The 12,554-nt window shown below is 60.7% G+C and carries 17 protein-coding genes; 7 read left to right on the top strand and 10 right to left on the bottom strand.

The window, feature by feature from the left end:
- Nucleotides 1-16: 16 nt before the first annotated feature.
- Nucleotides 17-472 (bottom strand): prefoldin subunit alpha, encoded by a 456-nt coding sequence (gene pfdA / locus G6M89_RS13855; RefSeq protein ID WP_165162413.1) that lies wholly within the window; start codon nucleotides 470-472, stop codon nucleotides 17-19.
- Nucleotides 472-654 (bottom strand): 50S ribosomal protein L18Ae, encoded by a 183-nt coding sequence (gene rpl18a, locus G6M89_RS13860; RefSeq protein ID WP_165162414.1) that lies wholly within the window; start codon nucleotides 652-654, stop codon nucleotides 472-474. Before rpl18a ends, pfdA begins: the two co-directional genes overlap by 1 nt.
- Before the next feature lie 106 nt (nucleotides 655-760).
- On the opposite strand from rpl18a, the gene G6M89_RS13865 reads away from it, so the two are divergent.
- On the top strand, nucleotides 761-1,072 hold the full coding sequence (locus tag G6M89_RS13865; RefSeq protein ID WP_165162415.1) for an ASCH domain-containing protein: 312 nt from the start codon (nucleotides 761-763) through the stop codon (nucleotides 1,070-1,072).
- 39 nt (nucleotides 1,073-1,111) lie between these two features.
- Here the strand turns inward: G6M89_RS13865 and G6M89_RS13870 are convergent, their stop codons facing one another.
- The 4 genes from G6M89_RS13870 to G6M89_RS13885 all read right to left on the bottom strand — a co-directional run bounded on the left by G6M89_RS13870 (nucleotide 1,112) and on the right by G6M89_RS13885 (nucleotide 2,733).
- Nucleotides 1,112-1,459, bottom strand: a complete 348-nt coding sequence (locus tag G6M89_RS13870) for a hypothetical protein (RefSeq protein ID WP_165162416.1) — start codon at nucleotides 1,457-1,459, stop codon at nucleotides 1,112-1,114.
- A gap of 172 nt (nucleotides 1,460-1,631) precedes the next feature.
- Entirely contained in the window at nucleotides 1,632-2,297 is a 666-nt protein-coding gene (locus tag G6M89_RS13875) for a translation initiation factor IF-6 (RefSeq protein WP_165162417.1), read from the bottom strand.
- Between the two features lie 2 nt (nucleotides 2,298-2,299).
- The gene (locus tag G6M89_RS13880; protein WP_165162418.1) at nucleotides 2,300-2,578 is read right to left on the bottom strand and encodes a 50S ribosomal protein L31e; all 279 of its coding nucleotides are present in this window, start codon (nucleotides 2,576-2,578) and stop codon (nucleotides 2,300-2,302) included.
- A 2-nt stretch (nucleotides 2,579-2,580) separates the two neighbouring features.
- Nucleotides 2,581-2,733, bottom strand: coding sequence for a 50S ribosomal protein L39e (locus G6M89_RS13885; protein WP_165162419.1), 153 nt, complete (start codon nucleotides 2,731-2,733; stop codon nucleotides 2,581-2,583).
- Between the two features lie 130 nt (nucleotides 2,734-2,863).
- On the opposite strand from G6M89_RS13885, the gene G6M89_RS13890 reads away from it, so the two are divergent.
- Entirely contained in the window at nucleotides 2,864-3,880 is a 1,017-nt protein-coding gene (locus G6M89_RS13890; RefSeq protein ID WP_241175346.1) for a M48 family metalloprotease, read from the top strand.
- On the opposite strand, the gene G6M89_RS13895 is transcribed toward G6M89_RS13890, so the two are convergent.
- Together G6M89_RS13895 and thpR are read right to left on the bottom strand one after the other, a co-directional pair.
- Nucleotides 3,856-4,860, bottom strand: coding sequence for a hypothetical protein (locus tag G6M89_RS13895; RefSeq protein ID WP_206335560.1), 1,005 nt, complete (start codon nucleotides 4,858-4,860; stop codon nucleotides 3,856-3,858). The genes G6M89_RS13890 and G6M89_RS13895 overlap by 25 nt on opposite strands.
- 127 nt (nucleotides 4,861-4,987) lie before the next feature.
- Nucleotides 4,988-5,545, bottom strand: coding sequence for an RNA 2',3'-cyclic phosphodiesterase (gene thpR, locus G6M89_RS13900; protein ID WP_165162724.1), 558 nt, complete (start codon nucleotides 5,543-5,545; stop codon nucleotides 4,988-4,990).
- Nucleotides 5,546-5,659: 114 nt separating this feature from the next.
- Between thpR and G6M89_RS13905 the strand changes: the two genes are divergently transcribed.
- The 4 genes from G6M89_RS13905 (at nucleotide 5,660) to G6M89_RS13920 (ending at nucleotide 9,333) form a co-directional block, all read left to right on the top strand.
- Nucleotides 5,660-7,303 carry an FAD-dependent oxidoreductase gene (locus tag G6M89_RS13905; RefSeq protein WP_165162420.1) on the top strand — a complete coding sequence of 548 codons (1,644 nt, stop codon included), beginning with the start codon at nucleotides 5,660-5,662 and terminating at the stop codon, nucleotides 7,301-7,303.
- Between the two features lie 93 nt (nucleotides 7,304-7,396).
- Entirely contained in the window at nucleotides 7,397-8,296 is a 900-nt protein-coding gene (locus G6M89_RS13910) for a tetratricopeptide repeat protein (protein ID WP_165162421.1), read from the top strand.
- A 9-nt stretch (nucleotides 8,297-8,305) separates the two neighbouring features.
- On the top strand, nucleotides 8,306-8,599 hold the full coding sequence (locus tag G6M89_RS13915; protein WP_165162422.1) for a DUF424 domain-containing protein: 294 nt from the start codon (nucleotides 8,306-8,308) through the stop codon (nucleotides 8,597-8,599).
- A 146-nt stretch (nucleotides 8,600-8,745) separates the two neighbouring features.
- Nucleotides 8,746-9,333, top strand: a complete 588-nt coding sequence (locus G6M89_RS13920) for an SHOCT domain-containing protein (protein ID WP_165162423.1) — start codon at nucleotides 8,746-8,748, stop codon at nucleotides 9,331-9,333.
- A gap of 15 nt (nucleotides 9,334-9,348) precedes the next feature.
- Here G6M89_RS13920 and G6M89_RS13925 read toward each other — a convergent pair whose 3' ends face one another.
- Both G6M89_RS13925 and G6M89_RS13930 read right to left on the bottom strand, forming a co-directional pair.
- A complete protein-coding gene (locus G6M89_RS13925) occupies nucleotides 9,349-10,224 on the bottom strand; it encodes an ABC transporter permease subunit (protein ID WP_165162424.1) in 876 nt (291 codons plus the stop codon).
- Between the two features lie 3 nt (nucleotides 10,225-10,227).
- Nucleotides 10,228-11,241: an ABC transporter ATP-binding protein gene (locus G6M89_RS13930; protein ID WP_165162425.1), complete on the bottom strand. Its 1,014-nt coding sequence runs from the start codon at nucleotides 11,239-11,241 to the stop codon at nucleotides 10,228-10,230.
- Between the two features lie 156 nt (nucleotides 11,242-11,397).
- On the opposite strand from G6M89_RS13930, the gene G6M89_RS13935 reads away from it, so the two are divergent.
- Entirely contained in the window at nucleotides 11,398-12,465 is a 1,068-nt protein-coding gene (locus G6M89_RS13935; protein WP_165162426.1) for a hypothetical protein, read from the top strand.
- Nucleotides 12,466-12,554 lie beyond the last annotated feature (89 nt).

Here is a 12,554-nt window from a genome sequence, read left to right on the forward strand (position 1 = left end):
CGTCAGATTCGCGGCGTTATTCGTCGGCGTCAGGCTGGCCCTGTTGGCCCATCTGCTGCATCTGCTGTTGCATGGCCTGCTGTTGCATCTGCTGGGCCTGCTGTTCGAGTTGCTGGCTCTCGGCCTCAAGTTCCGTAACCTCGTCGTTCAGCTCGGAAATCTGCTCGTCGACGAGTTCTTTCTTGCTCTCGAGAGCGTCGACAGCGCCGTCCTGCTCGAACTCTGCGGCGTAGTTCGCGCCGAGTTCGACGATTGCCTCGTCGATATCCTCAATGGTTGCACGAAGGAACGCGCCACCGCCGAGTGGGACCTGCACGGTCGATCCAGACTCGAGCGTCTCGAGGGCGTCCGTCGCCTCGTCGATCTCGGTTTTCTCCTGGCGCAGCGACTCGACTTCACCCTCGAGGGCTTCGATCTGCTGTTCGAGTTCCTGCAGTTCCTGGGAGAGCTGCTGAAGTTGCTGCTGACCCATTAGTTGTCACCCTCCTCGACGGTTTCGAGGTCGATTTCCGTGCGTTTGAGCCCGTGCTGGCTCCCGAGTTGGGAGAGGGCGTGTTCGCGGGCGACGTTTTCGTTTTCGGCGTCGATTGTCGTTTCGAACTCCGCGAATCCGTCGCGGGCCTTGAACTGACCGGTGACTGTGAACTGACTCATGGCTACACGTGCGGCGGGCAGTCGGAAGAGTCTTCCCTTCTTTGCCTGGATACGTGCGTCGCGGTACGGCCAAACGATTTGCCAATTGAGCCCGCACTAGCGACTGATGAGCGAAATCGAACCCAGCGAGTTACTGCCAAGCGACCGAATGCAACAACAGGCACTCGAGGGCACCGTCACACAGATTCATCGCGGCCATCAGTACGCCGACGAGAGCGACACGTTCACCATCGAGGACACGACGTTCGAGGTGACCACCGTACGCGAGCGCACGCTCGGCGACCTGACCGACGAGGACGCACAGGCCGAAGGCATGGACGACCTCGAGGGGTATCAAAAACTGCTCGAGCGCGCCCACGACAATTTTGAATGGGACGACGACAGCGAGGTTGTACTCCACGAGTTCGACAAACGCTGAGGGACAAGCAAAGACGGTCTCATTCAACGATCTATTGCGCTATCGATAGTGTAAGAGCCAACCGGACAGATACCCGACACCCATAGCAAACACTCCGTTGAAAAACGTTGTACTTGCGACGTATGTTTGGAAAAGGGAGACTGTTACAACCAGTGAAACAGCCCACAGGACGAATGCAGCAGAATCAGAGAGGCTCTCCCCAGCAGTCAGTTCACGGTTCTCTATTGCATAGAGGAACATGAAGCCGTAGTGGAAGCCAACAATGACAGCACCACCTGCAATCTGTAACTCAGAACTGGTTGAATAGTATCCGATCAATCCGAGTGTGAGTAATAAGACTACTATCAGCAGGTGCTGCCTCGCGCTTACAAACTGATTTGTTTTCATATGACCATTTGATTTAGACAACATAAGTAAAATGGAGACTAGTCTGAAATAAATTATGAGGTCTTACTTGTCGATAGTTGTGGGCTTGACTGTCGAGGCTGATCAGCCGTTTAAATCTGTTTGATCGAACCAAATTGTGACATATAAGAAACTGTACCGGATATAACGTCCGCTAATCCAGATAGCCGAGCGCGTCTTCGATCCGGCCGAGTTCCGGTCCGGTCGTGTCTTCGCCGACGACGTAGCCGGATTCGTTTGCGAGCAGTCCGGAGCCGACGAGTGGCGCGCCGTAGTTGACGGTGCCGACATCGGCTCGCACGTCGAGCGCATCCTCGAGGAAATCGAGTTCCTCGTCGGTTGCTTTCGGATGGCAAAGCACACCCGCGTTGGTCGCGACGGCGGCGGTTCCGACCGTGCGGACGCCAGCGAGGTCACCGCGTTCGACGGGGACTGCGAGGGTATCTTTGATGATCTGGATCGCCTCTCGGGTCAGGTCGGGGTGGACGTACGCGCCGTAGTCGTTCGCGAGAACGACGTTTCCGGCGGCGTTGACGTTGCCCGGGAGTTCTGCGACAGGGACATCGAGTTCGTCTTCGAGTCGCTCGCGTTCGTACTCGAGGACGCGCGAACTGACGAGTAGGCCGTTTTCGTTACCCGTCGCTAACGCGCCGACTGTCGAGGAGCCGCCGACGGTCGACTGGATGGCGGGCACCTCGAGTTCGGCTTCCAGATCGGCAACGAGGTCATCGTCGAGGTCCGGTCGGACGAGCACGCACGAGTCGGTCGCGCGGGCGAAGACGCCGACGTAGGACGACCCGGCAAAGGCGAGACGTTGCAAGTTTAGTCGGCGACCTCGGCCTCGACGACGGCCTCGCCTTCTTCGTCGAAGCGAGCGGCGCGAACGCGAAGCTTACGCGGCGGGTTCGCACGCCCCTTCGACCAGATCGCCTCGTTGATCGAGGGATCGAGGCGGATGGCGTCTTCGTCGACAGAGAAGTGTTTCGCGAGGTGCTCGCGGATGAGTCGCATGGCGAGATCCGCGGCCTCGTGGTTTGCGCCCTTCTTGACGTCTCGCAGCGGAACGGTAACGACGCGTTCCTCGAAATCACTTGCGCTCATCGTTACTCGTCAGTGTTGCTGCGCCGCCAGTTGCGTCGTTTCGGGTTCCGCTGGACTTCCATGTCTGTCTTCATCATGACCCAGGCCGGAACGCGGCTGTTCTGGTTCTCGAGTTTGGCAAGTCGCTTCTTCTTGCCCTTCGATTTCTTACCCATAGTAGCCGAACGTAGCCCACGGTGGCTTAAAATCTTGTCCATTGGAGAGCGAGCGCGCGTCACACCATCACAGTCCCGCAGGCGAATATAGATCAATACGCTGAAGTCATCTCTGAGTCGACGAAAAACAATGAGAGCAACGCTTGAACACTCGCTTGTGGTTCGGATGGTGTTCTCCGTTGTGCTGTTGGGTGTCGCAACGCTTGGATTCATCACTGCAGTTTGGGGTGTCTTTGTCGGTCTGCTGGTCTTCTTTCGTGTCTCACTGTCGAACGCGATGACAATTGCGACAGTTCCAATGGCTAGTGTTCTTCTCGCCATTGCGGTTCTCGAGTGGCGTAGTCCCCGAACAATTGAGCGCGCTGGGGCAGAGACAACGGTCGACAGCAGCGAGTATCCAGAACTCGAGGCCACGGTCACCCGTGTCGCAGCGATCCTCGATGTACCGACACCAACGATTGTCGTGTCAGAAACACCCGTCCCAGAGGCGTTGGTTGTCGGGTTCCGCCCATCGTCGATTCGGCTCGTACTGTCGACCGGAACGCTCGCAACGCTCGAGCAAGACGAACTGGAGGCCGTCGTTGCACACGAACTTGCACACGTGAAAAACCGTGATGCGATGGTAATGACGGTGCTCTCGTTGCCAACGGTTCTCGCGTCCGGACTCGTATATCGGTGGAACGAGACCTCAAGGCTCGACTTGACGATTGCAACGTTGCTCGCAATCGTTGGGCTCGCAGGCATGATCATCACGCAGGCCATTATCTCTGTCTGTGCTCGGACGCGAGAGCTCGCGGCGGATCGGGCCGCTGCCAATGTGCGTGGTACCGGCGCGCCGCTTGCGAGTGCGCTTCAGGCGCTGGATCAAGAGATTCAGAACACGCCATCGACGGATCTTCGCGAGGTGCAGTCAGTCTCTGCACTGTCTATCCTTCCGCTCGAGAGCGATGAGAGCGAGCCTCCGTTGACACACTGGGAAGACGGCGGAATCGAACCCCCACTCTGGTCGATTCGCGAACCGCTGATACAACTCAGAATGCGACTGTTCCGGACACACCCGACGACAACAGAGAGACTCGAGCGTCTGGTAGCGATGGAACAAGAGTCGGCACAGCCAGTCACTCAGAAAGACGTTCGCTCGAGATAGCGTGTCACTGCCTCGAGCGTGGCCTGGCTGAGTTCGGTGGTGTAGGTCCACTCATCGACGTTCTCGAGGCCGTCGTGGTGGTGAAACTCGTCGTGGTTGTGACAGCCGCGGCCGTGGAAGCGGGTGCCGCCGCCGAGTTCGTCCGGGCCGGCGTAAGCGGTCGCCATAGGCGTGACTTCCATCGTGCGGTCGTCCTCGCCAGTTCGTACCGCAGCACCCAGATTGTGATCGCACACAGAACCACCGACTTCGTCGGCGACTTCCGGTGAGAGAAACGTATGCAGCGTTTCGTGGATGGCCATGTTTCGCGTGACCGCTCTCGAGTCCCAGATTTCGGTTGCGCCGAGGTTTGCGACCGTCAGTGCGCCGTCGACGTATTCGTCTGCAGTGTCGTCGCCCGTGCCGTCCTCGTGATCACCGTCGCCAGCGCTCGAGCCAAGTTCTGCGTTCGGCGTGAGCGTCCCGCCGTAACCGACCCGGAAGTTCAGCGGCGACCAGCAAAACAAGACGTGTGCGGTTCGCTCGGCGAGAGCGCTGCGCTCGCGCACCTGCTCGCGAAAGTTCGCAAGCACGGTCGACAGCGACGGCACGACGGCCTCCGACGACAGCGGGGCGTCCGAGAGCGGAAACCGAACTGGAGCACCCCGCTCGAGGCGGATCTCGAGGCCCTCGAGTCGTGAGGTGGCGTTCGCATACTCGAGGACGCGATCAAGTGACGCCTCGACGGCTGCCATCGCATCGCGATAGGGCGCAGGCCAGTCGCTGCGCATACCCTCGAATCCGGCGTGTACCCAGCCATGAAGCGGGACGGGGCCGGGATAGATACGGACGGTTACGGGCGACTCACTCGCGGTCGCAGTGGTCGTCGTGGGAACGACCGTCGACGCTGCGGCTGCGCCACCGACTGCGGTCAGCAGTTCACGTCGACTGACGACTCGAGGCCGTCGACTCCCGTCTCTGCCGCGGTCGGAGCCAGCCATAGCGACGCTGGAATCCTACACCGATCACAGCCATCATACCTTTTCGTCGTCAGGCAGACAAACGCGTGTGCGTGACAGTTGGTTACTATGACCGATCAGCGGGCCTGAGCGTTCGAGAATCGAGGAGCTACTCGAGCGAGAAGCGTTCGACGGTCGAGTACAGTGGCCCCTCGTCGGTCAGGGTGCTCTCGGTCAGGCGAATCTCATCGACGCGCATCTCTCCAATAGTCGGGTCGCGCTCGGTGACGAGGTCCTGTACCAGTTCCTTCCCGCCAGCATGTTCCATTCGCGCGAGTGTGACGTGTGGCGTAAACTCGTGGGTTTCGGGCTCGAACCCCATTGCCGTCGTTCGCTCCTCGAGTGCCTCGTGCAGTCGCGTCAGTTCCTCGCCGCCGGTTTCGGTGCCGAGCCAGACGACGCTGATGTACTCGAGGCTTGGAAAGACGCCGAGACCGCCGAATCGGGCCTCGAACGGAGAGACGTCGGCATCGGCAACTGCGGCGGCGAGTTCGCGTGTGAGGTCGGGCAGTCGCTGTTCCTCAACATCGCCGAGGAATTTCAGCGTCATGTGGGCCTGCTTGGGGTCGGTGAGCGTGAGGCCGCTCGCGTCGCCACATTCGTCTTGCAACGCGCCGATCGGTTCGGCGAGGTCGTCGGGAAGGTCGACGCTGACGAACAGTCGCATACTCATAAGCCGTCTACGCCGGCGGTCTCCATTGAGAATTACGCTTGCGAACTATCGAGAGAGCCAGCATCGTTAGGGTCGGGCGTTATTCCGATCCAACCCGGACACAGAGACATGACAGACGTTGCCGTCATCGGTGGGGGAATCGGTGGTCTCACTGCCGCTCACGAACTCGCCGAGCGCGGGGCCGACGTGACCGTCCTCGAGGCAAACGACCGGTTCGGCGGGAAAGCGCGGTCGATGCCGATTGCGGGCGGTCCCTCGTCATTGCACGGCGAGCACGGCTTTCGCTTTTTTCCGGCATTTTATCGCCACGTCATCGATACGATGGAGCGGATTCCGACCGACGACGGCACCGTTTCCGACAATCTCGTCGAAACCGAAGCGACCCTGATCGCGAGCGCAACCGGACCCGAAACCATCGCTGAGACAACCACGCCCGACTCGATTCAGGGGTGGCTCGAGGCGCTCCGGCCAGCCTTCGCCGAGGACCTCCCGCCGGCGGACGTGCGCTTTTTGCTCGAGCGATTGCTCTATTTGCTGACCGCCTGTGAAGCGCGCCGCGAGGAGGAACTCGACGATATTTCGTGGTGGGAGTTCATCGACGCCGAGCACCGCTCGCAGGCGCTTCGTGACCGGCTCGCCTACGCCACGCAGGCACTCGTTGCACTTCGTCCGCAGGTCGGCAGCGCCCGGACAATTGGGACGATCTACCTGCAACTCCTGTTCGGCCAACTCGACCCGACGCGGCCGACCGAGCAAGTGCTGAACGGGCCGACGAACGAGGTCTGGATTGACCCCTGGATCACCACCCTCGAGACGCTCGGCGTCGATTGCCGCTCGAACACGCCGGTCGAACGGCTCGAGACCGATGGCACACGCGTCTCTGCGGTCGTGCTGTCCAATGGCGACCGAATCACGGCCGACGAGTACGTCCTCGCAGTGCCAGTCGAGGTTGCCCCCGAGCTCATCGAGCCGACTCTCGCCCGGGTCGCGCCCGAACTCAGGCGGATCGAACGCCTCGAGACCGCCTGGATGAACGGCATTCAGTTCTATCTGAGCGAGGATGTCCAGCTCACTCGTGGGCATCAAGTCTACACCGACTCGCCGTGGGCACTGACATCAATCTCTCAGCGTCAGTTTTGGACCGGCTACGATGTTGCGGGTCGCGGACCCGAAGCTGTCGAAGGTGTTCTCTCGGTGATCGCCTCGGATTGGGAGACGCCCGGAATCAGCGTCGAGAAGCCAGCCAGATCGTGTACGCGCGAGGAGATCGCGATGGAGGTCTGGGCACAGTTGAAACAGCATTTGAACGACGGGACAGCAACGGCGAGACTCACCGACGACATGCTCGTCGACTGGTTTCTCGATCCGGCCATTGTCGAAACCGACGACGGGGTCACGAATCGCTCGCCGCTGTTGATCAATACGGTTGGCGCGCTCCGGAATCGCCCACGCGCGGACGTTGGTGTGGATAACCTCACGCTTGCGAGCGACTACGTGCGGACGAACTCCGATCTGGCGTCGATGGAATCTGCGAACGAAGCCGGTCGCCGCGCGGCGAATGCCATCCTCGAGCGCCAAGGCTATCGCGGCTCTCCTGCGTCAATCTGGGACCTCGAGGAACCGGCGGTGTTCGAGCCGTTCAAGCGCCAGGACCGAATTCGCTACCGGTTCGGCCTGCCACACCCCGCTGCGGTGACACAGTCACTGCGGACGGTAACGAGACACTTTTCGGACGGGCCACGAACCCGATGAGAGAGCGCCAAACGGGGGCGACGACGAGATTAGGACTGAGACGGCGATACACGGGTCGCAGCCCTTAACAGTCCTCGCCGCCAAAATCGGCTCATGACTGACCGAGATGGCGAGGACGGTCGCCACGAGTTCTCTGAGGGTGAGGGCTTTCAGGATCCCTACGACGAGTTCGACCTCGACCCGCCTGAGTTGGGCGTCGATCCCGGAAAGGTCGACCCTGTCGACTCTCGCGTCGTCTCCGATACGCTCGACGCAGAGAATATCGGGAGCGACGACGTCGACGCCACGGAACTGCTCGATGTCGGCCTGAACTACATGCAGATCAACCGCTACGAGCAGGCCACCGACGCCTTCGAGCGGACTGCCCAGTTCGCAGACGACGACCGCCTCGAGCAGGAAGCCTGGGTCAACAAAGGCGTTGCCCACGCCGAACTCGAGGAGTACGACGCGGCAATCGGTGCCCACCGCGAGGCACTCCAGATCGACGGCGAGAGCGAGCACGCCGCGACGGCAGAGACCAACCTCGCCTACGCCCTCTGGGAGTTCGGCGAGATTTCCGAAGCACTCGAGCACGCCGAACGCGCCGTCGAAATCGACGAGCGCTTCGCTGAAGGCTGGTTCAATCGGGCCTTTTTCCTCTCAGAGCGTGGCCTCTCCGAGGAGGCGCTGCACTGTATCGACAACGCGATTCGGCTGGGACTTCGCAACGCCAAAGTGCTCGAGGAAAAGGCAGAAATTCTCGAGGAACTGGGCGAGTACGACGAGGCTGAGGAAATTGCCGACGAGGCAAACGAGATGCGCGAACGCGCCGAACAGCGCGTCATGGAAGAGCGCCAGGAAATGCAGGGCCAAGGTGTCGCCGGGGCAGGCACACAGCAAGGCCAGCAGTCAAACACTCAGCCGCGACACACGCCGGAGGATCCGACCGTTGACGTGACCGATCCCGGTCCCGCACCGAAAGATGAGGACGACCGTGAGTGGCAACTCGAGTAGGGCTGTGCGATGATCGTCAACGAACGGGAGACACAGGAAGGATTACTCGTCGCGGTCTGCGATAGCGATGTCCTCGGCGAGACGTACGAAGCTGACAACCTCTCGCTGACCGTCACCGAGGAGTTCTACGGCGGCGACGAGGTCGACGAACACGCTGTTATCGAGAGTTTAGCACGAGCCGACGTGGCCAACATCGTCGGCACCCGCTCGGTCGAACTCGCCATTGAGGAAGGGTTTGTCGACGAAGCGAACGTTCTCGAGGTCGGCGAGACCCTGCACGCACAGTTGCTGCGGCTGTACTGAAATCCTCAGCTGTGTTCTGGCACAACCGGGACTGACCTGAGAGTGCGTCGGTGATCGACGGATGGCTCGGTACCGACCATTGTTCAGTACGCCGTATTCTCCAGTACAATGACTAGACTGATAGGAGTGCGAAACGTTGAGTGAGTATGCCTGCACCCACGGAACTGCCCTCTCTTGGGTCGAGCATCCGACGACTTATCGAGGCGTATACCCCCGACGGAACAGCCGGCCGTCTCGGACTGGCGACGGTCACTGGTGCAGTTGGCGGCTACGCACTGTTACTCGCGTTCGGATTCATGATCAACCCCTGGGTTGGCTCCTTGCTGCTTGTTCCGCTGGGTGCCATCGCTGGAATCGGTCTCCTGATCACCACAGTGGTAACGCTCTGGCCGATCTACCTTTCGCTGATTGGTCATCTCGAGTCTCCGGCAGACTATTCAAAACAACCAAAAGACGATCGGCCGCCAGTCGATGCCGATACTTCGGCGGATCGCAACAACGAAGACGACCCGATAGAACAGCTCAAGAGCGAATACGAGCAGGACGCACTGTCTGAAGAAGAATTCGAACGTGCACTCGAGGCGATACTCGCAACTGATCAGTCAGTCCAATCGGAGGCAACCGCAACGAATCGGCCCTCAAGCAAAGACAAAGAGGCATCACATTCCGAGACACTCAAGTCAGACCAGGATGTGGAGTCAACGCGAGAGAGAACGTCAGAACGCACGCAATGAGCGCTGTAGCGTCAATTACAGATCGGCTCGGCTGAACCGATAGTACCCAATCAGCGCAGGCACGAGCAACCAGCCGAGCAGGACGACGATACCGAACCATTCTTGCAAGTAAAACGGTGCCTCACCAGCGTAGCGTTCGGCCGGCGTCAGCTGGGAGGCTTCGAAGCTCTCGAGGCCGTACTGGAAGGTAAACGGCGGAATCGTGCCCTCGACGATCTCGGTTGCAAGCGTCGTGTAGGCCATCAGTGGATTGAGTTGCTCGAGGACGAGATACCACGTCGCGGGCTCCGTTCCGGGTCCCTCCCCGTAGAGTAGTCGGTAGGGGCCGGCGGTAACGAGTTCCCAGAGGGCGACAAACAGCATGTAGCTGCCGACGACGATGGCCATGGATTTTCCTCGAGTCGAGACGGCTGCGGAGACGCCGACGGCGAAGCTGACGAAGGCGACGCCGAACAGCAGCGTCAGAAGGCCAAACTCGACCAGCGCAAACAGGGGGACTGCGCCGAAGAAGATCGAACTCAAGACGAGTGCGGTGATGAACGCGAGCGCGATTGCCGTCCCGATGACGGCTGCCCGGCCGAGGAGTTTGCCGAAGACGACATCGGCCCGGTTCGGTGGCAGGCCGAGCAGGAGTTTGATGCTCCCCGACCGGCGTTCGCCGACGACGGCCATGTAGCCTGTAATGAGTGCGGCTATCGGGACGAGCGTCTGGAGCGGAAAGCCAAGGAAGCCAAGCACTTCAGACGCGCTCGCGTCGTCGACGACGTACCAGATTCCCGCATAGCCGATGGCGACCATCCCGACGAGCAAGCCGATCAGCGCCCAAAGGAGTTTCGAGCGACTGGCATCGTCGAAATCCTTGCGGGCGACGGTAGCGATATGAGAGACCATGGATTACTCGCTCGCCTCCGCTTGCACCGGTTCCGTCTGGGACTCTGACTCTGCTGGCGACTGCTCGTCGTGCTTCTCGTTGGGAGCGCCAGTCTCACTGTCCGCATTCGGCTCGTCAGTCAACTGCGTGAACAGCGACTCGAGCGAAACGTCCGAAATCTGAACATCACGTATCGTCGCGCCAGCCTGATCGAGTGCAGTGATCAGCGGCGCTTTCGCCTCGGGTGTCGCGACGGCACACTCGAGGGTCCGTGCCGTTGGCGTCACCTCGCTGATTCCCTCGACCGACTCGGCGGTCTCGAGATACGCCTCCGGCGAGTCAGCAAACGTCAGCGTCACTGTCGCGTCGCCGCCGAGTGAGTCCCGGAGGCCGTCAATCGTATTGACGGCGACGAGCGTGCCGTTCGTCAGAACACCGATTCGGTCACAGATCGCGTCGACGTGCTCTAAGATATGGCTCGAGAAGAAGACGGTCGTGCCGCGGTCGGCTTCCGCGCGGACGAGGTCTTGCAACTCGCGGATGCCGTGAGGGTCGAGGCCGGAGGAGGGCTCGTCCATGATGAGCACGTCGGGGTCGTCGACGAGTGCCATCGCCATCGCGAGGCGCTGGCGCATGCCGGTCGAGTAGCCGCCGGCCGGTCGATCCCACGCATCGGAATCGAGGGCGACACGCTCGAGGAGTTTCTCGGGATCGTCGTCGGCCCGTTTCGTCTCGATGGCGAACTCGACGTGTCGGCGGCCGGTAAGCCGTGGGTAGATATCGAAGCCTTCGGGAAGGATTCCGACCCGCTCGCTGATCTGGTCGGCCTCCGTCTGGGCGTCGTAGCCAAGCACTGTCGCAGAGCCACTTGTCGGGCGGACGAAATCGAGCAGCATGTTGATCGTCGTCGACTTGCCAGCCCCGTTCGGTCCCAGAAAGCCGAACACCTCTCCCTCCCGGACCGTCAACTCGAGGCCATCGACGGCGGTGACGTCGCCGTACTGTTTCGTCAAGGCGGTCGTTTCGATTGCTGTCATTACGGTGACCTACCACGATAGGCCATATAAGCCGGTGGGGCGGTTTCAGCCCAGGAAAACGGTAGTGTTTTTCAACAGGTCTCGGACGACTCTAAACGCGAGTGGATGACTCCCAGTAGGTGAAGATTTTTGAGGAGGTCTTTCCTCTGTATGAATATGGCACTCGAACTTCCAGGACCGGTCGAGCAACTCCGACAGGATGAGTATACCGGGGCAAACCGCTGTGTCCCATGTACCGCAGTGAACCTCGTAATCGCCGTCGTGGTCGCACTCGCCGTCGGCATCATTTTTCTGCCCGCTGGCGCAGCTGTCTTCGCACTCTCACTGGCGACGATCTATCTCCGGGGCTATCTCGTCCCCGGAACGCCGGCCCTGACGAAACGATACTTCCCCGACTGGCTGCTCGCGAAGTTCGACAAAGAACCGCTCACGCTCGAGGAAGCCGCTGCCCTCGAGCAAGAGGCAGAGACTGGCCTCGAACACGAAACGGACGCAGACACAGCGGTTGAACACGAGACAGACACCACTCTTGAGCAAGAAGCAGACGCCGCGCCAGCGGCTGCCGATGAATCCGACACTGAGACGAGCGACGAACAGGCAACGGCCGCTGCACCGGAGCCAGAGCCACCGGAACACGTCGATCCGGAGCACCTGTTTCTCGAGCACGAGATTCTCGTTCCCTGTCCAGGGCCGGAAGCGGGGGTTGTAGACACAACGGAAATGTCGGCTGCGGACGAGGAGAGTAGCGAAACTGACGACATCGCCGACACCGCCGACACCGAGGAGGCAGACCTCTGTCTCACCGCCGACGTTGAAACGATGTGGCAAGCCGAAATCGACACCCTTCGCGATGGCGACCGCGAGGAACAACTCGCGGAGTTTCTCGAGACCGACGCCGAGGCTGTCGAACTCGAGACCAGCCGCTACGCGGTCGCCCGGGTCAACGGACGGCTCGCAGCACGCTGGGAATCCGAGGCCGCGGTGCTTGCAGACATCGCCGCCAAGCGCGTCCTCGCCGAGCGCCTGCCCGAGTGGGATCGGCTGACCCTTCAGCAATGTAGCCAGCTCGCAAACGGCCTGCGGGCGTTCATCGAGACGTGTCCCACCTGCGAGAGCGACATCTCGCTGGACGAAGAGACCGTCGAATCCTGCTGTCGCTCGCGGCAGATCTATGCGATTACGTGCAACGACTGTGGCGTACGGGTTCTCGAGGTTTCACAGTAGTCTCGAGGGCGGTCACAGATGGGGAACACGGGCGGCTCAACAAAGATAGCTCCACCGGCAGTTCCCGCGGCGACGGGTGGACCGAAGGA

This window comes from Natronolimnobius sp. AArcel1 (assembly GCF_011043775.1).
GTDB lineage: Archaea > Halobacteriota > Halobacteria > Halobacteriales > Natrialbaceae > Natronolimnobius.